The 18,333-nt window shown below is 71.2% G+C and carries 20 protein-coding genes; 7 read left to right on the forward strand and 13 right to left on the reverse strand.

The window, feature by feature from the left end; all coding sequences use genetic code 11:
- Nucleotides 1–132 precede the first annotated feature (132 nt).
- From ACFSC0_RS05755 to ACFSC0_RS05775, 5 genes are all read right to left on the reverse strand, one after another.
- Nucleotides 133–357: a hypothetical protein gene (locus ACFSC0_RS05755; RefSeq protein WP_377282583.1), complete on the reverse strand. Its 225-nt coding sequence runs from the start codon at nucleotides 355–357 to the stop codon at nucleotides 133–135.
- Nucleotides 358–534: 177 nt separating this feature from the next.
- On the reverse strand, nucleotides 535–1,893 hold the full coding sequence (locus ACFSC0_RS05760) for a M1 family aminopeptidase (RefSeq protein WP_377282582.1): 1,359 nt from the start codon (nucleotides 1,891–1,893) through the stop codon (nucleotides 535–537).
- Complete coding sequence (locus ACFSC0_RS05765; RefSeq protein ID WP_377282581.1) at nucleotides 1,875–3,746, reverse strand: ribonucleoside-diphosphate reductase subunit alpha; 1,872 nt, start codon at nucleotides 3,744–3,746, stop codon at nucleotides 1,875–1,877. The genes ACFSC0_RS05760 and ACFSC0_RS05765 overlap by 19 nt, the downstream gene beginning before the upstream one ends.
- Before the next feature lie 280 nt (nucleotides 3,747–4,026).
- On the reverse strand, nucleotides 4,027–4,536 hold the full coding sequence (locus tag ACFSC0_RS05770; RefSeq protein ID WP_377282580.1) for a DinB family protein: 510 nt from the start codon (nucleotides 4,534–4,536) through the stop codon (nucleotides 4,027–4,029).
- Nucleotides 4,537–4,567: 31 nt separating this feature from the next.
- Nucleotides 4,568–4,966: a cupin domain-containing protein gene (locus tag ACFSC0_RS05775; protein WP_377355106.1), complete on the reverse strand. Its 399-nt coding sequence runs from the start codon at nucleotides 4,964–4,966 to the stop codon at nucleotides 4,568–4,570.
- Between the two features lie 111 nt (nucleotides 4,967–5,077).
- Here ACFSC0_RS05775 and ACFSC0_RS05780 point away from each other — a divergent pair, with 111 nt between their 5' ends.
- The 3 genes from ACFSC0_RS05780 (at nucleotide 5,078) to ACFSC0_RS05790 (ending at nucleotide 7,153) form a co-directional block, all read left to right on the forward strand.
- Nucleotides 5,078–5,761: a TetR/AcrR family transcriptional regulator gene (locus tag ACFSC0_RS05780; RefSeq protein WP_377355108.1), complete on the forward strand. Its 684-nt coding sequence runs from the start codon at nucleotides 5,078–5,080 to the stop codon at nucleotides 5,759–5,761.
- A gap of 107 nt (nucleotides 5,762–5,868) precedes the next feature.
- A complete protein-coding gene (locus ACFSC0_RS05785) occupies nucleotides 5,869–6,738 on the forward strand; it encodes an alpha/beta fold hydrolase (RefSeq protein ID WP_377282577.1) in 870 nt (289 codons plus the stop codon).
- Between the two features lie 16 nt (nucleotides 6,739–6,754).
- Complete coding sequence (locus ACFSC0_RS05790) at nucleotides 6,755–7,153, forward strand: hypothetical protein (protein WP_377282576.1); 399 nt, start codon at nucleotides 6,755–6,757, stop codon at nucleotides 7,151–7,153.
- Here ACFSC0_RS05790 and phnD read toward each other — a convergent pair.
- Both phnD and ACFSC0_RS05800 read right to left on the reverse strand, forming a co-directional pair.
- Nucleotides 7,150–8,160: a phosphate/phosphite/phosphonate ABC transporter substrate-binding protein gene (gene phnD, locus ACFSC0_RS05795; RefSeq protein ID WP_377282575.1), complete on the reverse strand. Its 1,011-nt coding sequence runs from the start codon at nucleotides 8,158–8,160 to the stop codon at nucleotides 7,150–7,152. The genes ACFSC0_RS05790 and phnD overlap by 4 nt on opposite strands.
- Nucleotides 8,161–8,267: 107 nt before the next feature.
- A complete protein-coding gene (locus ACFSC0_RS05800; RefSeq protein ID WP_377282574.1) occupies nucleotides 8,268–8,639 on the reverse strand; it encodes a DUF427 domain-containing protein in 372 nt (123 codons plus the stop codon).
- 135 nt (nucleotides 8,640–8,774) lie between these two features.
- Here ACFSC0_RS05800 and ACFSC0_RS05805 point away from each other — a divergent pair, with 135 nt between their 5' ends.
- Nucleotides 8,775–9,749 carry a S1C family serine protease gene (locus ACFSC0_RS05805; RefSeq protein ID WP_377282573.1) on the forward strand — a complete coding sequence of 325 codons (975 nt, stop codon included), beginning with the start codon at nucleotides 8,775–8,777 and terminating at the stop codon, nucleotides 9,747–9,749.
- Nucleotide 9,750: 1 nt separating this feature from the next.
- Here ACFSC0_RS05805 and ACFSC0_RS05810 read toward each other — a convergent pair whose 3' ends face one another.
- The 6 genes from ACFSC0_RS05810 to ACFSC0_RS05835 all read right to left on the reverse strand — a co-directional run bounded on the left by ACFSC0_RS05810 (nucleotide 9,751) and on the right by ACFSC0_RS05835 (nucleotide 15,953).
- Entirely contained in the window at nucleotides 9,751–10,740 is a 990-nt protein-coding gene (locus tag ACFSC0_RS05810; protein ID WP_377282572.1) for an FAD:protein FMN transferase, read from the reverse strand.
- Nucleotides 10,741–10,742: 2 nt separating this feature from the next.
- A complete protein-coding gene (locus ACFSC0_RS05815) occupies nucleotides 10,743–11,558 on the reverse strand; it encodes a DUF4198 domain-containing protein (RefSeq protein WP_377282571.1) in 816 nt (271 codons plus the stop codon).
- Nucleotides 11,559–11,580: 22 nt separating this feature from the next.
- On the reverse strand, nucleotides 11,581–12,108 hold the full coding sequence (locus ACFSC0_RS05820) for a DUF2271 domain-containing protein (RefSeq protein ID WP_377282570.1): 528 nt from the start codon (nucleotides 12,106–12,108) through the stop codon (nucleotides 11,581–11,583).
- 11 nt (nucleotides 12,109–12,119) lie between these two features.
- The gene (locus ACFSC0_RS05825; protein ID WP_377282569.1) at nucleotides 12,120–12,779 is read right to left on the reverse strand and encodes a PepSY-associated TM helix domain-containing protein; all 660 of its coding nucleotides are present in this window, start codon (nucleotides 12,777–12,779) and stop codon (nucleotides 12,120–12,122) included.
- A complete protein-coding gene (locus ACFSC0_RS05830; protein ID WP_377282568.1) occupies nucleotides 12,766–14,829 on the reverse strand; it encodes a TonB-dependent receptor domain-containing protein in 2,064 nt (687 codons plus the stop codon). The genes ACFSC0_RS05825 and ACFSC0_RS05830 overlap by 14 nt, the downstream gene beginning before the upstream one ends.
- Before the next feature lie 212 nt (nucleotides 14,830–15,041).
- Nucleotides 15,042–15,953 carry a LysR family transcriptional regulator gene (locus tag ACFSC0_RS05835; protein WP_377282567.1) on the reverse strand — a complete coding sequence of 304 codons (912 nt, stop codon included), beginning with the start codon at nucleotides 15,951–15,953 and terminating at the stop codon, nucleotides 15,042–15,044.
- Between the two features lie 124 nt (nucleotides 15,954–16,077).
- Here ACFSC0_RS05835 and ACFSC0_RS05840 point away from each other — a divergent pair, with 124 nt between their 5' ends.
- The 3 genes from ACFSC0_RS05840 to ACFSC0_RS05850 all read left to right on the forward strand — a co-directional run bounded on the left by ACFSC0_RS05840 (nucleotide 16,078) and on the right by ACFSC0_RS05850 (nucleotide 18,320).
- Nucleotides 16,078–16,818: an SDR family oxidoreductase gene (locus ACFSC0_RS05840; RefSeq protein WP_377282566.1), complete on the forward strand. Its 741-nt coding sequence runs from the start codon at nucleotides 16,078–16,080 to the stop codon at nucleotides 16,816–16,818.
- A 60-nt stretch (nucleotides 16,819–16,878) separates the two neighbouring features.
- Nucleotides 16,879–17,781, forward strand: a complete 903-nt coding sequence (locus ACFSC0_RS05845) for an SDR family oxidoreductase (protein ID WP_377282565.1) — start codon at nucleotides 16,879–16,881, stop codon at nucleotides 17,779–17,781.
- A 98-nt stretch (nucleotides 17,782–17,879) separates the two neighbouring features.
- The gene (locus ACFSC0_RS05850) at nucleotides 17,880–18,320 is read left to right on the forward strand and encodes a globin domain-containing protein (RefSeq protein WP_377282564.1); all 441 of its coding nucleotides are present in this window, start codon (nucleotides 17,880–17,882) and stop codon (nucleotides 18,318–18,320) included.
- The last annotated feature ends 13 nt before the right edge of the window (nucleotides 18,321–18,333 follow it).

An 18,333-nucleotide genomic window follows, 5' to 3' on the forward strand; every position in this document is an offset into this window, starting at 1 on the left:
TCCACCGCCTTCGGCGGTCCCCCTCCCCCGCAGTCTTCGCTGCGGGAGAGGATCTGAACGCATCAGCTCCTCCCCCGGCCCGCAGAGGACGGGGGAGGTGGATCGGCGCGCAGCGACGAGACGGAGGGGGCGCTACCGATCCGCGCCGGCCCGGCGGACGGAGTCGGGGTAGGCGAAGGTGTAGGTGATGTCGAAGGCGCGGGCGGCGAGCTCGGTGGGCGGCGCGATGGGCTCGCTCGGGGCGTCGATGACGACGAGGACGCCGCCCTCGACGCTCTCGGGCGCTTCCGGCTCGGCCGCCGCGGCCGCCCGCTCCAGCGCAAAGCCGATCGGATCGTCCAGGAGCAGGCCGATCATGTCCGGCGCTTCAGGCGCGCGCGTATCCGCCTGCGCGGCGGCCGGCCCGCAGAAAAGTCCAACAAGGAAGAGAGCGCCCCAAGTCTTCACCGGTCTGGTCCCCAGCGTCTCGACCGGCGGGCGCAAGCCGGTCAGCTGACGCCAGGATAGGTGGCGGCGTCGCGGCCGCCAGCGGATTCACCCGACGGGCGAGCGGCCGGCGCCGGCTGCCCCGGGCGGTGGTTGATCGTAGACCCACGCGCCGAAGCTCGCGGCGAGGCTGCGCCCCGCCGCCGCCTCCATGGCCGCCTGGAAGTCGGCGCTGTTCGCCGTCCGGCCCGCGTGGCGGCGGGTGTAGGCGGCCAGCCCTCGCCAGAAGGCCGCCTCCCCCATTTCCGTGCGCAGGGCATCGATGAAGAGCGCCGCCTTGGAGTAGGCGATGGCCCGCCGCGCCGAAAGGTTCGGATATGTCCCTGCGTAGTTTAGCGGCCTGTCGAAGCCTTGAGCGCGGGCCCGATCCCACCGGGCGCGGGCCAGCGCCATCTCCCGGTCGTAGCGGCTGCGCCCCCAGCGATGCTCCTTCCACGCGGCGGTCATGAAGGTCGCCAACCCCTCGTTCAGCCAGAAGTGGGAGAGGTCCTCGCAGGCCACCAGGACGCCCCACCACTGGTGCGCCAGTTCGTGGGCGATGGCCCAGTCCTCTTCGGGATCCGTCAGGATCGGCCGCACGTCGGAGAGCCCGAGGAACGACAGCCCGGCCGCCTCCTGGGCCGAACTGCCGGCGGTGACGACCTGGACGTAGCGGTCGAACGGGAAGGCGACGCCGGCCTTCTCCTCGAAGAAGTCGATCATCGCCCGGGCGTCCTGGAAGATCCGCGCCAGCTCCGGCTCGGAAGCGGCGTCCGACAGCACGAGCAACTCCGGGCCGGCGCCGGGGAGCACGGCGGCCGTGAACTCGCCCGCCGCCCAGCCGAACACGAAGGGCGCGGACGGCCGCTCCAGGGTGAAACGGTGGAGGCGGCGATCGCCGCGCGCACGCACGCCGCGGGGTCGGCCGGTCGCGACCGCCTGGGCGCCCGCCGGCAGGTCGAGCGTCAGGTCGAGCGCGGCCATATCGCCGGGCGCCTCCTGGTCGCAGACCATCCAGTCGCAGGTGAAATAGCTGGTGTGCAGCACCCGATCCGTCGCCACCAGGCCCCGCCGGGGCCGGCCGGAGAAGGCGAAGCTGAGCGTCGCCGTCCGCCCCCGCCGCAGCGCCTGCGGCAGGGCGAGGGTGAGGCGCCCATCCGCCTGGACCGGCGCGGCCGCAGGGATCCCGTCGATGCGCACGTCCTCCAGGCGCAGCGCGCCGGCGCTGAAGTCCAGGCTGGCAAGGCCGTCGACGCGGCTTCGCAGGCGCACCGTCTCGCGCCCCTCGACCTCGCCCGTGACGAGGTCCGGCCGCAGCTCGACCTCGTAGCCCAGAACGTCGAACGCCGGCGCAGCAGTCGCTGCGCCGGCGCTCAGAACCCAGGCGGCGGCCAGTGCGGCGGCGCGCCCTATTGGCAGGCGAGGCACTCCTCGTAGTCGGTCTTCTCGCCGGAGACGCTGGCGAAGATGGCCGCGCCCTCGCCGCCGGCGTGGGCGGCGCGCTGCACCGACTTGGAGCGCAGGTAGTAGAGGCTCTTGCAGCCCCGCTCCCAGGCCATCCAGTGCAGCATGTGGAGGTCCCACTTGTCGACGTCGCCCGGCAGGAAGACGTTCACCGACTGGGACTGGCAGATCTCCGGCGTGCGGTCGGCGGCCAGCTCCACCACCCAGCGCTGGTCGATCTCGAAGGCGGTCTTGAAGACGTCCTTCTCGTCCTGGGTCAGGAAGTCCAGGTGCTGGACCGAGCCCTCGTTCTCGAGGATCGAGTCCCACACCGCGGCGGTGTTCTGGCCCTTCTCGTCGAGCAGCTTCTCCAGGTAGGGGTTCTTGACCGCGAAGGTGCCCGACAGGGTCTTGTGGCTGTAGATGTTGGCCGGGATCGGCTCGATGCCGGCGCTGGTCCCGCCGCAGATGATCGAGATCGAGGCGGTGGGCGCGATCGCCAGCTTGTGGCTGAAGCGCTCCATCACCCCGCGGTCGGCGGCGTCCGGGCAGGGCCCGCGCTCGGCGGCCAGGGTGCGGCTGGCCTTGTCGCACTCGCGGCGCAGGTGCTTGAAGAGGCGCATGTTCCAGCTCTTGGCGAGCGCGCTCTCGAACGGCACGTTCATCGCCTGCAGGAAGGAGTGGAAGCCCATCAGGCCCAGGCCCACCGAGCGCTCGCGGATGGCGGCGTAAACGGCGTGCTCCATCTCGGGCGGGGCGCGCTCGATGAAGTCCTGCAGCACGTTGTCGAGGAAGCGCATCACGTCCTCGATGAAGGTCGGGTGGTCGCGCCACTCCATGAACTTCTCGGCATTGACCGAGGAGAGGCAGCAAACCGCCGTGCGCTCCTTGCCCAGGTGGTCCGGGCCGGTGTGCAGCATGATCTCAGAGCACAAGTTCGACTGCCGCACCTTCAGGCCCAGCTCGCGCTGGTGCTGCGGCATCGACCGGTTCACCGTGTCGGAGAAGATCAGGTAGGGCTCGCCGGTCTGCAGACGGATCTCGAGGATCTTCTGCCACAGGGTGCGGGCGTCGACTTCGCGCACCGGCTCGCCGGTCTTCGGGCTCTTCAGGGCGAACATGGCCCCGTCGCGCACCGCTTCCATGAACTCGTCGGTGATCGAGATGCCGTGGTGCAGGTTGAGCGACTTGCGGTTGAAGTCGCCGGACGGCTTACGGATCTCCAGGAACTCCTCGATCTCCGGGTGGTGGATGTCGAGGTAGACGGCCGCCGAGCCGCGGCGCAGGGACCCCTGGCTGATGGCCAGCGTCAGCGAGTCCATCACCCGGATGAAGGGGATGATGCCGCTGGTCTGACCGGCGCCCTTCACCTTCTCGCCGATGGAGCGGACGCCGCCCCAGTAGGTCCCGATGCCGCCGCCGTTGGAGGCCAGGTGGACGTTCTCGTTCCAGACGCCGACGATGCCTTCGAGGTTGTCGGGCACCGCGTTGAGGAAGCAGGAGATCGGCAGGCCGCGCGCCGCGCCGCCGTTCGACAGCACCGGCGTCGAGGGCATGAACCACAGGTTGGAGATGTAGTCGTAGATCCGCTGGGCGTGCTCGGCGTCGTCGGCGAAGGCGGTCGCCACCCGGGCGAACATGTCCTGGTAGGACTCGCCCGCCAGCAGGTAGCGGTCTTCCAGCGTGGTCTTGCCGAAGTCGGTGAGCAGCTCATCGCGGCTGCGGTCCACCTCGACCTTGCGAACCAGCTGCAGCTGGGGCCGATCGGCCCGGGCCTCGGGCGCCACGGCCCGCGCCTGTTCCGTCACGTTCAAACGCGCCGCTTCAGTCCCGCTCATACGCCTTACGACCCTCTCCTGTGTCGAGCCCTAAGAGCCCCCCGGCCCTCGGCTCTAGCCCCATATGTAGTGGCTGCTCTGTCCACCACACCATCATATGGGGCCACGACAGCTAATGACTCGTCAATGCGGCGGAGCCGACGGCGCCCAGGTTTTTTATTACCCGAACCTTAACGCGCCAGGGTCCGCAGAGTGAGGGCCGGGGCGCCGCGGGCGCCCTGTTCACGCGAAGGTGAAGGGCGGCGGGCGAACCCGGTCGGGCCCGCCCAAACGCCGATGTCTAGGCGAGGTTGAGGGCCGGCGGCTGGGCCGTGTCCTCCAGGAAGTCGGTGACCGAGTCGCGGCTGGGGGTCACGCCCTTCAGGTAGAGGACGGCGCCGGCGTTGCCGCGGTGGTACTCGCCGTGCAGGCAGACGTGGAGGAGGATCTCCCCGCGCCGCATGCGCGCCGGCTTGCCGCTGGTGAACACGAAGTCGATGGACTCGTCGAAGTCGCCCGGCGACAGGCCGCGGACGTAGTCGGCGTACCAGTCGTCGGTCTCCCGGACGCCGTCGGCCAGGGCCTGGAACTCCGGCAGGGTCTCGGACTGCGCGGCCCGATAGCTGTGCGGCCGGCCCTGCAGGTGGCTCCGGAAGATCTGGTCGACGGCATGCATGTGGTCGAGGACCTGGAGCAGCAGCGCGGTCTCCTGCTTGTCCAGGCGGCCGAGGTTCTCGCCGATCACCTCGTAGAGGCCGCGGTCGGCCCATCGCTTCATTTCGACGAGCTGGCAATAGGGCTGGCGGATCATCGTCGGCGTCCTTGCGTGCGTGGCGGGCGTTTCAGGCGGTGGCGGGGCTGCCGTGGCGGACCGCATCCGGCGCGACCGGGCGAAGGGCGATGCCCTGGGTCGGGGTGAAGAAGAGCAGGCGCCCGGGCTCGAGCACCTTCAGGCGATGCCAGCTCGCCCGCGGCATGACGAAGCCCTGCCCCGCCGCGATCACCGCCTCCTCGGGCCGGCCGTCGTGCTCGATGACGGCGAGCAGTCGCCCCTCGAGCACGTAGAGTATCTCGTCGCCGCCGGGATGGATCTCCCAATGATCGGCGTGCACCGACTCGTCATCCGTGAATTCAATGACGCCGACCAGGTGGCTGAATGCTGACTCTTCGAGAGTTTCCAGGGGCTGCTCAACAAGGGAGGCTCGCCCGTCTACGCCATAGGCGATGATGCTGTCCTGCATGGGGAAGGGAGCGTTGGGCATGACGCCTGTCCGTCCTCGATTGGATTTTCACTGCAACCGGATAATATGAGCGATGACTCGCCTTCTCTACTCGCATTCGGAGCGCGGAACATGGCGCGCAGGCCGCTCACAAGTCCTCGAAAACACGCCTCTCAGGAGCGCTCGCGCGCCACGGTCGAGGCTCTGGTCGAGGCGACAGCTCGCATTCTGGTGCGGGAGGGATTCGAGCGGGCGAGCACCAACCGGATCGCCAGGGAGGCGGGCGTCAGCGTCGGCTCGCTCTACCAGTACTATCCGAGCAAGGAGGCGCTCGTCGTCGCGGTGATCGACCGCCACAACGAGGAGATCATGAGCCTGGTGCGGGCGACGGTGGCGCAGGTCGCGGCCGAGCCGGTGGAGAGGGCCATCCCCAAGCTGGTAGCCGCGGCGATCGAGGCCCACCGGGTGAACCCGCGGCTCCACCGCGTCCTGGCCGAACAGATCCCGCGCACCGGCCAGCTCGAAAACGTGGAAGCTTTCGACCGCCAGAACTACGAGCTGTTCCGGACCTATCTCGAGAACCACCGGGACGAGATCCGCCCCCTCGACCTGGACATGGCCGCGTTCGTCTGCGTGACCTCGGTGGAGGCGCTGACCCACACGGCGGTGCTGCACCGCCCCGATTTCCTCACCGACGCGGCGGTCGGGGCGCTGGTGGAAGAGGCCACCCGGCTGGTGCTCGGCTATCTGCGGGAGGCGCCCGCAGGTCCGGCGACGCGCGGTGCGCGCCTTCCCGTGCACCTGGCGGCGGGCTGAACCGCCTCGCCGACCGGAACCGATTGTCGCAGAACCGACAATCCGGCCATGGAGCCTGGCCCGCCGTCGATGCTAAAGCCTCCCGTCCTCACCACGCGGAGACCGGCATGGAAGGCCCGACGAGCCACTTCTACTTCTCGCAGCGGCTGAAGCTGCATTACGTGGACTGGGGGAACCCGGAGGCGCCGCCGATGCTGCTGGTCCACGGCGGGCTGGACCACTGCCGCAACTGGGACTGGGTCGCCCGGCGGCTGCGGGACCGCTACCACGTCGTTGCGCCGGATTTGCGGGGGCATGGCGACAGCGCCTGGGCGATCGGCGGCGGCTATGACATGGCCAGCCACGTCTACGACCTGGCCCAGATCATCGACCAGAAGGCGATGGCGCCGGTGACCATCATCTCCCACTCGTTCGGCGCGGGCATCGCGCTGAACTACTGCGGCGCCTTCCCGGACAAGGTGAAGAAGATCGTGGCCATCGAGGGCCTGGGCCCCTCGCCGGCGGCCGTGGCCGAGCAGTCCAAGGTGCCCATCGAGGCGCGGCTGCGGAACTGGGTGGCCGAGCGGCGCAAGAACTCCGGCCGCAGCCCGCGCCGGTACGCCAGCCTGGAGGACGCGGTGGCCCGGATGGCGGAGGAGAACCCGCACCTGTCCCCAGAACAGGCCTGGCACCTGACCATCTATGGCGCCCACCAGAACGAGGACGGCACCTACTCCTGGAAGTTCGACAACTACGCCCGCGGCGGCGGCGTCGGCGGCCTGTCGCACGAGGACCAGCACCGCCTTTGGCGCTGCATCACCGCGCCGGTTCTGCTGGTCCGCGGCATGGAGTCCTGGGCCTCGGACCCGGTCGAGGACGGGCGCATCAAGCACTTCAAGCACGCCCGGCTGGTGAACTTCGAGGGCGCCGGCCACTGGGTCCACCACGACAAGCTGGACGACTTCATGCGCGAGGTGGAAGCCTTCCTCGCAGAGTAGGCCCAGGAGCGGCCCCATGACCTTCCATGACGACGAGGACGAGGACGGCGGCGGCTTCGACGTCGACGACTGGACGCGGCTGACGCCCTTCGCCGGCGCGGTGGCGAGCCTGGACGACGTCCAGGCCGGGCGGGCGGTGTTCGCCCTGGCCGACACCACCGACCCGCGGCCCATCGACATGGACCTGCCCCAGCCGCTGATCTGGTGGGAGGAGGACGGCGAGCAGGCCGCCGTCGCCGTCCAGGCCGAGGCGCACGTGAACGCCGAGGGCGAGCTCATGGAGGTGCTGGGCCTGATCCTCCCTGACGGCGGCTCGGCCGTGGCGCTGATGGAGGACGTCGACCTCGTCGACGACACCGACCCTGCCTGGCGCGACCTGGTCGCGCGGGCGGTGGACGAGAGTGGGGAGGACTAGCGCGCGGCCTCCAGCGCCGCCCGTTCCGTCCGCACGGCGTCCAAGGCCGCCTGAGCGCGCGCGATCGCGGCGCCGTCGCCCCGCTGCTTGGCCTCCAGCAGGTCGCGCGTCGCCTCCATCTCCCGCACCGGGATCAGGTGGGTCTCGTCGGCGGGGACGAAGGGCAGGGTCTGGATGCGCTTGAGGATGGCGCGCTGGCGCTCGGCCTCCGGGGTGTCGCCGACGCCGTAGGAGAACAGGAAGTCGGCCACCTTGGCCTTGATCTGCGGGTCGAGGTCCTTGCGCCAGATCATCGGATCCTCCGGGATCCTGGGCGAGCGCCAGATGATCTCCACCCGCTGCATGGTGCTGCGCGCGAGCGGGGTCTCCAGCATCGCCAGCCGTTCCATCGAGGCGGTGTTGTTGGTGGCCGCGTCCAGCGTGCCGGCGCCGACCGCGAACAGGTTGGCCTCGTGGTTGGCCGAGCGGACGGTCTTGAAGCAGGCATTGGGATCGATGCCGCGCGGCGCGAACAGGTAGGTCATCGGCGCCAGCGTGCCCGACGTCGACTTGGCGTCGCCGATGCCGAAGTTGAGGCTGCGGTCGCAGGCGAGCAGCCTCTCCAGCGTGATCCCCCGCCCCTTCGGCACGATGATCACCGCCTCGTAGCCGTCGACGCCGCTCGGGTTCACGCTCCGGGCGAACACCTCGCCGCCGGCCCGGCGCACGGCCTCCAGGCCCGACTGGTTGGTGAACCAGCCGACGTCGGTCTGCTTGAACCGCATGGCCTCGATCAGGGCCGTGTAGTTGCTGCCGAAGAAGGGCTTCACCGTGAGGCCGGTGGCCTTGGCCATATCGTCGAGGAAAGGCGTCCAGTCGCCGATGGCGGACTCGCGGCTCTCGGCCGAGAGGATGGAGAAGTTGATCGTGTTGGGGGCCCGCTCGGGCGCCGGTGAGCCGCATGCGGTCAGGGCGAGCGCCCCGCAGAGCCCCACAATTTCCCGCCTCAGCACGCCTAAGCCCCGCATCGCCACATCCTCAGCACAGGGTGACAGGTAGCGCCTGCGGCGCAACCAGTCACCGGCGGCCTGCGGTGACTGGTTGGGCGCAGCCCTACCTGTCACCCCGCGCTCCCCTACACCTCCTCGATCGTCACCCGGTCGGGATAGAAGGCCAGGCGGCCGGCGATCTCGGCGACCGCCGGATAGGGCGCCTCGTAGGTCCAGACGGCGTTGGCCGCCTTCGCGCCCCCGCCGGGCAGGCTGTAGTAGGCGCACTCGCCCTTGTAGGGGCAGTAGGTGGCGTGGTCGGTGCGGGTGAGGCGCGCCATGTCGGCGTCGGCCCGGGGGATGTACTGGACCGGCGGGTAGCTGGCCTCGCGCAGCGTCAGGGCGTTTCGCGTGTCGGCGATCACCTGGCCCTCGTAGGTCACCACCACCCGGCGCGGGTTGGGCTCGACGGTGATCGGGTGATCGGGCCCCGGCTGCTTGACGCGCGGATCGGCCATTGTGTTGCTCCTCGTGCTCGCGGGAAGGGAGCGCCCGGGAAGGTCCCGCCGTCAAGGAAGCTCGGGTGTTCGGGGCGCGTTCCCTCTTGCGCCGGCCCGTCCCGGCCCCAGATGAGGTGGGAAGGAGTTCACGCCTTGGCGTCACCGTTCGAAGGCTATGAAGTCGCCGCCTCCCTGCGCCCGTCGGCGCAAGCCTGCCGCTTCGACCTGGACGAGGCCCTGTCCGCCGTCGTCGCCCTGGAGGCCAAGGTCCCGGACGACGCGCTGACGGCCCTGAGCCTGGGGACCGAGCGGCTGGGCAACGGCACGGTGATCGGCCCGAACGGCCTGGTGCTGACCATGGCCTACCTGATCACCGAGGCCGAAGAGGTGACGCTGACCCGCAACGACGGCGGGCGCATCCCGGCCCATGTGTTGGGCGTCGATTCGGTGACCGGCTTCGGGCTGGTGCAGGCGCTGGAGCCGCTGGGCCTGCCGGCGGTCCCGCTCGGCGACTCCCGGGAGCTGCCGCCGGGCAGCGAGGTGGTGATCGCCGGGGCCGGCGGCCGGGCCCACGCCGTGGCCGGCATGGTCCTGGCCCGCATGCCCTTCGCCGGCTACTGGGAATACCTGCTGGAGGAGGCGATCTTCACCGGCCCGGCCCACCCGCACTGGAGCGGCGCGGCGCTGATCGGCCCCACCGGCGAGTTGGCCGGCGTCGGCTCGCTCAGCCTGCAGGGCCAGACCCGCCACGGGCCGCAGCCGATCAACATGTTCGTGCCCATCGAGCTGTTGCCGCCGATCCTCGACGACCTGGCCCGCGGCAAGCCGCGCGACCCGGCCCGCCCGTGGCTGGGCGTGCTGGCCCAGGAGCTGGGCCCGAACGTGGTCGTGGTGGGCGTCAGCCCGAAGGGCCCGGCCTCCCGCGCCGAGCTGCGCGCCGGCGACCTCATCCTGGCCGTGGACGGCGCCCGCGTCTCGACCCTGTCGGAGTTCTACACGCGGCTCTGGGCGCAGGGGCCGGCGGGCGCGACCATCCCCCTGCGCATCAAGCGCGACGGCGACGTCTTCGACGTCGAGATCAAGTCGAAGGACCGCGCCGCGCTGCTCAGGAAGCCCAAGTACAACTAGGTCAGTCGAGCATCGCCGCGAACGCCCGGCTCTGCCGTTCTGCGAGCCCGCCGCCCTCCCGCACCACGAACAGCGCCGCCAGGCCCTCGGCGTCGGCGAAGGCGAGGCCCGCGACCGGGCCCATCACCGCCAGCGCGGTGCAGAGCGCGTCGGCCTGCATGCACTCGGCATGGAGGACCGTGACCTGCTCGACTCCATTGTCCAGCGGCCGTCGCGTGGCGGGATCCAGCGTGTGGCCGTAGCGTCGGCCGCCGTGGTCCACCGCGCGGCGCCACTCGCCGGAGGTGGCGATGGATAGCTCGTGCAGCGCCACCAGGATCGGCTCGTCGGCCGCAAAGCCCGGCGGCGGCTCGATCTCCACGAACCAGGGCTCGCCGGAGCTCTTCACGCCCGCCCCGCGCAGCTCGCCGCCGATCTCCACGAGATAGTCGCGCACGCCCAGCGCCTCGAGCGCCTGCGCCGCCTGGTCCACGCCGTAGCCCTTGGCGATGCCGGAAAGGTCGAGGGCCAGGCCCCCGGGCTGGCGGATGCGGCGGCCGGCGAGGTCGAGCTCGACCTGCCGCCAGCCCGCCGGAGCGCCGGCCAGGGTCGCGTCGGCGGGCAGGTCGGCCGCGGGGCCCGCCGGTCCGAAGCCCCAGAGCCCCACCAGCCGGCCGAGCGTCGGGTCGAACGCCCCGTCGGTCGCCTCGGCCAGCGACAGCCCGGCCTGGACCACGTGCAGCAGCCCGGGCGGGACCTCCACCCAGCCGGGCGAGGCGGCGTTGAAGCGCGAGAGATCGCTCGCCGCCTCCCAGTCGCTCATCTGGCGGACGACCTCGTCCACCGCCGCCTGCACCGCGGCGCCGACCTCGGCCTCGGCCAGGCCGTCCGGGACGAGCGCGCTGATCGTCCAGGCGACGCCCATTGTCGGGCCCGAGCAACGCACGAGGCGGCCCTCCCGCGGCCGGGCCCTTTCCCGGCTCAGCGCCAGCGGGATGGCGATCCGGGCCATGCTCAGTCGGGCAGGACCTCGAGGGTGGTCACGTAGCCCGCGACCCGCTCGGCCCCGGGGATGCTGGCCTGGCCGCCGCGCGCGGTGGCCTCCAGCCAGTACATCCCGGGCTCCGGCCAGGCGATCTCGACCACGCCGTCGGCGCCCGACTTCAGGTTCATCTCGCCCGGGTTGGCGCGGTAGCGGGCGCCGCCCGGCACGACCTCCACGTCCACGCCGGCCGCCGGCTTGCCGTCGAGCAGCAGGCGGAAGCGGGCCGGCTCGCCGGCCACCAGGTCGTTGGGGTGGCTGATCGGCTCGAGCTCCAGGCCCTTGCCGGTGGGCTTCAGCGCCTCGTTCGAGGGCGCGCCGAGGGTGACGAAGGTCTCCACCCGGCGCTGGTTCTGGGTCAGCCGCACCTCGGTGGCGCCGGCCGGGATGGCGCTCGCCGCCTCGGCGGCCGAGCCGCGCCAGCGCTTGGTCTCGCCGCCGAGCTTGTAGGCGGCCATCACCCCGTCGGTGGCGGAGACGATCTTGTAGGTGCCGGGCTTGGAGAGCTGGGCGTCGAAGGTCGAGCGGTACTTGCCGGTGGCCGGGTTCTGCGGCGCGAGCGTCGTCCCGTCCGGCGCCACCACCGTCACCCCGTCGAGCCGCATGGGCACGTGGTCGGGGTGGAACAGGGTGTTGGACACCGCCGCATCCACCGTCACCCAGGCCTCTTCGCCCGAAAGCACGGTGGCGGAGGGCACCATCCACATGCGGTGCGCCTGGGCGGCGGGCGCGGCGGCGAGGACGGCGAGGCCGAGAACCAGTCCGGCGGCGGGGCGAAGGGCGGGCATGGGGGCGATCCTCATCGAAGCCTCAGGGTTTGACGGTGACGGTGACGGCGCCGAGCTCGGCGGCGCCCTTGGCGGAGCTGGTCTTGCCGCCGCCGGCCGGCGGCCAGGTGAAGGGCGCCTTGACCACCTCGCGGCCGCCCACCTCGCGGGCCGCCTCGACGACGAGGTTGTACTGGCCGGGCGGCAGGGCGCCGATCTGAGCGGCGGTGAACCTGACCTGGTGCTTGCCCGGCACCTTGGTCGGGCCGCTGACGCCGTCGGCGGGCATGGTCATGGAGCGGCCGGCCCGGCGCCACCACTGGCGCATGTCCTTCAGCCAGGTCGCGCCCTCGTTGCCCTTGAGCTTCACGTCGTACCAGACGGCCAGGGTCTTCACCGCGGTCTGGTCGGGCTTTTCGATCCACAGGGCGACGTAGGGGCGGTGGTACTCGGCGACGGTCAGGCGGGGGATCTCGACCCCCACCTGCAGCTCGGCGGCGCCGGCGGCGGCCGGGGCGGCCGCGGCGCCGGCGATGGCCGTGGTGAACACCGGAAGTCGGGGGATGCGCATGGACGCGTACCTCAGTGGATCAGGAACAGGGCGAGCAGCAGCGGGATGAGCAGCCCGGCGCCCACCAGCGGCCAGGTCGAGACCCGGGCGTGGGCGTGCAGCTGCAGAAGGATGAGGCCGGTGACGCAGAAGACCACGCAGCCGGCGGCGAAGATGTCGATGAACCACGACCAGGCCGGGCCGGTGTTGCGGCCCTTGTGGAGGTCGTTGAGGTAGGCGATGGCGCCGCGGTCGGTGCGCTCGTAGAGCGCCTCCCCGGTCTCCAGGTCGATGCTGACCCAGGCGTCGGAGCCTGGTCCCGGCAGGGCCACATAGGCCTCCTCCGGCGACCATTCCACGGCGGCCGAGGCGGGGATCTTCACCTTCAGCGCCTCGGCGGCCCAGTCGCGGGCCGGCGCGGGCAGCGCCCCCGATCCGGCCTTGCGGAGCTGCTCCAGCACCGGCTCCGGCGCCTCGGCGGCGCGTTCGGTGACCTTGGGCGAGCCTTCGATGGCCCCGGCGTGGTTGAGAGTGATCCCGGTCACCGCGAACAGCAGCATGCCGACCAGGCAGATCGCCGCGCTGATCCAGTGCCAGCGCAGGGTCTGGCGCAGCAACGCGGCGCGGACCTGCGCCCGCTTCTTCGCCCTGGCGCGGGCGATCAGGGGATCGACGGCTTCAGAACTCGACATTCACCCCCACCCACAGGCGCCGCGGCTCCTGGTTGTTCGTGTACTCCGGCGCGTACTGCACTGGCGTCCCATAGGGCAGCAGGCGCACGAAGTCCTTGTCGAAGAGGTTGTAGACGGCCGCGTTCAGGCGGACGTTCTCGGTGAGCTGGTAGGAGCCGCCGAGGTGGAACAGCTCGTAGGCCTTGTAGTCGCCGAGGGCGTCGCGGGCCGCCCCCTCGCCGCGGTAGCGCTCGCTGCGGTACTCGCCGCTGAGCCAGGCGGTCAGCCGCTCGGTCGGGCGCCAGGCGACGCGGCCGTTGATCATGTGCCGCGGCGTGTCGGTCAGCGGCTTGCCCTTCGCCGGGCCGCTCTTCTGCTCGCTCTCGGTGAAGGTGTAGTTGGCCGACAGCGACCAGGCCTCGGAGGCCTCGAAGCGGACCGCCGCCTCCAGGCCGCGGGTCACCGCCTCGTCGATGTTGACGCTCTGGCCGAAGGTGGCGTGGGTGGGCCAGAAGCCGACGTCCACGCAGCCTGAGGTGGGGTAGCCGCCGGCGTCGTACTGGGCCCGCGTCAGGCCGAAGGTGCAGTTGGCGACCGGCTGGCCGGTGGCGATCTTGTCCTCGAACTCGTTGTTGAACAGCGTCGCCTGGGCGGTCAGCGGACCGCCGGCGTCGTAGTAGACCACCAGCTCGGACGAGACGCTGGTCTCGGGCATGAGGGTCGGGGTGCCCAGCAGCGGCAGCTGCCCCTGGCGCCCGAAGCCGTTGATGCCCTCCGCCAGCTGCTCGAGGCGGGGCGTCTTGAAGCCCTTGCTGATCCCGCCCTTCACGGTCCAGGCGTCGGTGGCGTTCCACACCAGGTAGGCCCGGGGACTGAAGTGCGAGCCGAACTTGGAATGGTCGTCGTGCCGCGCCCCGACGGTCAGCGAGAGGGCCTCGGTGAGCCGCCAGGTGTCCTCGGCGAAGACCGCCCACTGCACGTGCTCGAAGGTCTCCGGCGCCACCCCGTCGATCATCTCGGCGTCCCAGTACTGGCCGCCGAGGCTGAGGGTGTGGTCGCCCCAGGAGGTGAACAGCTTGGTGTCGAAGATGTCGTTGGTCGACTTCAGTTCGCGCGGACCGCCGGCGCCCGGCACGCCCGGCGGGATGAGGCGGCCGACGGTCTCGGTCACGCCCCGCGACAGCGTCGACTCCAGCACGCCGAAGGGCAGGCGCCAGTTGTGCGCCAGGAGGTACTGGTCGCGGTTGAACTCCAGGGCGTCGGCGTAGCCGCCGGCCGTGGTGTTGGTGCCCATCTGGCCGGCGGAGTTGTCGTACCACTGCCGGGCGACGTCCACGTCGATCCACAGGTCGTGATCCTCGAACGCCATCAGGCTGAGCCGCCCGCCGAGGGACCATATCTCGGCCTCGGTGGCGCTGCGGCCGAAGCCGGTGACCGGCGCCTGCGAGCCGTCCGCCCGCCCGAAGGTCAGTTCCGAGGCTTCCCGTTTGGCGTAGCCGCCGCGCAGGGCCAGGCCCAGCGGCGTGTCGGCGATCGGGCCGGTCACGTAGAAGTCGCCGCCCCACATGTCGCCGAACTCGCGGTCGCCCTGCAGGGTGCCGTTCACCGAGGCCGTGCCGGTCCAGCGGTCGGACGGGCGGCGGGTGATGATGTTGACCACCCCGCCCATGGCGTCCGAGCCGTAGAGGGTGGACATCGGCCCGCGCACGACCTCGACGCGGTCGATGGCGCTGACCGGCGGCAGGAAACTGGTGGCGGTCTCGCCGAAGCCGTTCGGCGTCACGCTGCCGGCGGTGTTCTGCCGGCGGCCGTCGATGAGGATCAGGGTGTAGTCCGAGCCCATGCCCCGGATGCTGATGTCGAGCCCGCCGGTCTTGCCGACCGCTCCGCCCACGTCCACGCCTTCGACCGAGCTCAGGACCTCGGCCAGGCTGGACGCCCGCATCTGCTGGATGTCCTCGCGGGCGATGACGCTGATGCTGGCCGGCGCCTCGACGACCTGCTGTTCGTAGCCGGCGGCGGTGACGACGACGCCGTCGACCTCGGTCGGCGGCCCGGCGTCGTCGGCCAAGGCCGCGCCCGCAAAGCCCAGCGACACACAGGCCCCCGCGGCGCCCGCCGCAAGCGCACCTGCAACACCCACTCGAAACATAAACGCCGCCCGCCCGCTCACTCTTGAGAATGCCTCGCAATAACAGCGTGGCCGCAGGGGTCAATCCGAAATGCGAATCATTTGCAACTTCTATCGCCGGTGTCGAAAAATGGGGCGGACGCCTCGCCCCCCTAGTCCGACAGCCGCGCGACGTGTCCCGCCGCCGCGAACTGCTGAACGGCCCAATCGATGAAGACCCGCACCCGTGGGCTCAGCTGGCGATTGCGCGGGTAGAGGACCGAGACCGGCGCTGCGGGCACGGGAAAGTCGGCAAGCACCCGCTCCAGCCGCCCTTCGGCCAGGTCGCGCTGCACATGGAAGAGTGGCATCTGCGCCAGGCCGAGGCCCAGGCGCACCCCGTCCAGGAAGCTCTCGGTGCCCGTTACCGAGAACGGTGCGGGCACGTCCAGACGCGTGACCTCCTCCGGCCGCACGAACTCGAAGGCCCGAAGCGCGCCGGTGGTCAGCGACCGCAGGCCGACGGCCCGATGGCCGGCGAGGTCCTCCGGCGCCTGCGGCCGGCCGAAGCGGTCGAGGTACCCCGGCGCGGCGCAGGTGATCCGGTCCAGGGTCGTGACGGTGCGCGCCACCAGGTCGCTGTCGGGCAGGGCGCCGTAGCGCAGCACGCAGTCCACCCCCTCGCGCACCACGTCCACCCAGCGGTCGCTCTCGCTCATGGAGATCGCGATGTCGGGGTAGCGGGCGAAGAAGTCCGGCAGGCCGGGCATCAGGAAATGGCGGGCGAGCGTGCCCTGCACCTCCACACGCAGCATCCCTTTCGGGACCGCGCCGCTGAAGGCGCCCTCTGCGTCCTCGATGTCGTCCAGGATCGCCAGGCAGCGGCGGTAGTAGGCCTCGCCGTCCAGCGTCGGCCGCACCGTGCGGGTGGTGCGCTGGAGCAGGCGCACGCCCAGCCGCCCCTCGAGCTGCTGGACCACCTGGGTCGCCGTGGAGCGCGGCACGCCCAGATCATGCGCCGCCTGGGTGAAGCTGCGCCGGTCCACGACCCGCGTGAACAGCCGCATCGCGTCGATCCGGTCCATGGTGCTCCATTGTTCTCTCAGGTCGAACAGTGTTGCCGATCATCCTACGATTATCTACGGCGCGCCAGGAGGCACCTTCCGTCTCGCCGCTCGATCTCGAGCGGACCGAGCAGGAGGACAAGACATGAACCAGACCACCAACCGGGTCGCGATCGTCACCGGCGCCTCGCGCGGCATCGGAGCAGCGATCGCCCGGCGGCTGGCCGCCGACGGCTTCGCCGTGGTGATCAACTACGCCGGCGGCGCCAGCGAGGCCGAGGCGCTGGCGGCGGAGATCGAGGCGGCCGGCGGCCGGGCCGTCACGGCCCAGGCCGACGTCGCCGACCCTGCCGCCGTCGTCCGGATGTTCGATGGCGCGCAAGCCGCCTTCGGCGGTGTGGATGTGCTGGTGAACAACGCCGGCGTCATGCGGCTGGCCCCGCTGGCGGAGGCCGACGATGCGCTGTTCGACAGCCAGATCGCGGTCAACCTGAAGGGCGCCTTCAACACCCTGCGCGAAGCGGCCCGGCGGGTGCGCGAAGGCGGGCGGATCATCAGCCTCTCGTCGAGCGTCGTCGGACTGCGCCCACCCGGCTATGGGGTCTATGCGGCGACCAAGGCGGGCGTGGAGGCCATGACCCACGCGCTGGCCAGGGAGCTTCGCGGCCGCAGCGTCACCGTCAACGCGGTGGCGCCCGGCCCCACCGCCACGGCGCTGTTCCTGGACGGCAAGCCGCAGGCCCTCGTGGACCAGCTCGCCAGGCAGGCGCCGCTGGAGCGGCTCGGCCAGCCCGAGGACATCGCCGCGGCGGTGGCCTTCCTGGCCGGCCCGGACGGAGCCTGGATCAACGGCCAGGTGCTGCGCGCCAACGGCGGCATCGTCTGACCACCTCTTCCCGCCCCTTCAACCACCGGACTCGCCACATGCGACCGGAAGGAGCCAATCATGACCAGCAGGACCATCCTGATCACCGGCGCCTCCAGCGGCTTCGGCCGTCTCACCGCCGAGGCCCTCGCCCGCGCCGGCCACACCGTCTACGCCTCGATGCGCGACGTCGCCGGCCGCAACGCCCCCAATGTCGCCCAGATGGCCGAGCTCTCCGCCCGCGAAGGCCTCGACCTGCGCACGATCGAGCTGGACGTCCAGTCCGAGGCTTCGGCCGACGCCGCAGCGGCCCGCATCCTCGCCGAGGCCGGACGCATCGACGTGACGGTCCACAACGCCGGCCACATGGTGTTCGGCCCGGCCGAGGCCTTCACCCCCGAGCAGTTCGCGCAGCAGTACGACGTCAATGTGCTGGGCGCGCAGCGGGTTAACCGGGCCGTGCTGCCGCACATGCGGGCCGCTCGTCAGGGCCTGCTGGTGTGGGTGTCGAGCAGCAGCTCGGCCGGCGGCACGCCGCCCTACCTGTCGCCCTACTTCGCGGCCAAGGCGGCGATGGATTCATTGGCGGTGCAGTACGCCCGCGAGCTGGCGCGCTGGGGAATCGAGACGTCGATCGTGGTGCCGGGCGCGTTCACCAAGGGGACCAACCACTTCGCCCATTCCGGCCGCCCGGCTGACGAGGCGCGTCTCGCCGAGTACGAAGCCGGCCCCTACAGCGGCTTCGGCGAACTGGTGCAGGCCGCCTTCGCCGACCTCGTGCCGGAGGACGCCGACCCGGCCGGCGTGGCCGAGCGCATCGTGCAGCTGGTCGACGCGCCGGCCGGCCGGCGGCCGTTCCGGATCCACTACGACCCGGCCCAGGACGGCGCCGACGTGGGCTTTGCGGTGCTGGACCGCCTCCGCGCCGAGATGCTCCACCGGGTCGGCCTCTCGGACCTGCTGAGCCCGGCGACGACGGCCTGACCGCCGCGAGACTTTGAGGGCCCGCCGCGCCGCGGGCCCTCCCGCTTTCCAAACGCCGTTCGCCTGTGCTCCCCTTCGGGCCCGCGGATGGAGACCAGATGCCGGGCGAGCCCGCCTTTCCCAGCGCCGCCGAGATCGAGGCCAGCCTCGAGCTGGCGGCGGAGCGGTGCGAGGACCTGACGCCGCTCGTCTACGCCCGCATGTTCGAGCGCCATCCCGAGATGAAGCCGCACTTCTGGCGGGACACGGACGACGCCATCAAGGGCGAGATGCTGTCCCGGACCTTTGCGGCCCTCCTCGATTTCGTCGGCCAGCGCACCTACGCCGACCACATGATCCTGTCCGAGATGGTGACCCACGAGGGCTACGACGTCCCGCGGCAGGTGTTCGCCACCTTCTTCGGCTTCGTGCGCGACGCGGTGCGCGAGGCGGCGGGCGCCGACTGGACGGTCGAGTTCGACCGCGCCTGGGTCGAACTGCTGGCGCAGATCGACGACTACATCGCCGCCGCGTCCGCGCCGCTGCTGCAGCCCTCCTGAGCCGGCTTGCCGC

The organism is Phenylobacterium terrae, from assembly GCF_042681205.1.
GTDB lineage: Bacteria > Pseudomonadota > Alphaproteobacteria > Caulobacterales > Caulobacteraceae > Phenylobacterium > Phenylobacterium terrae.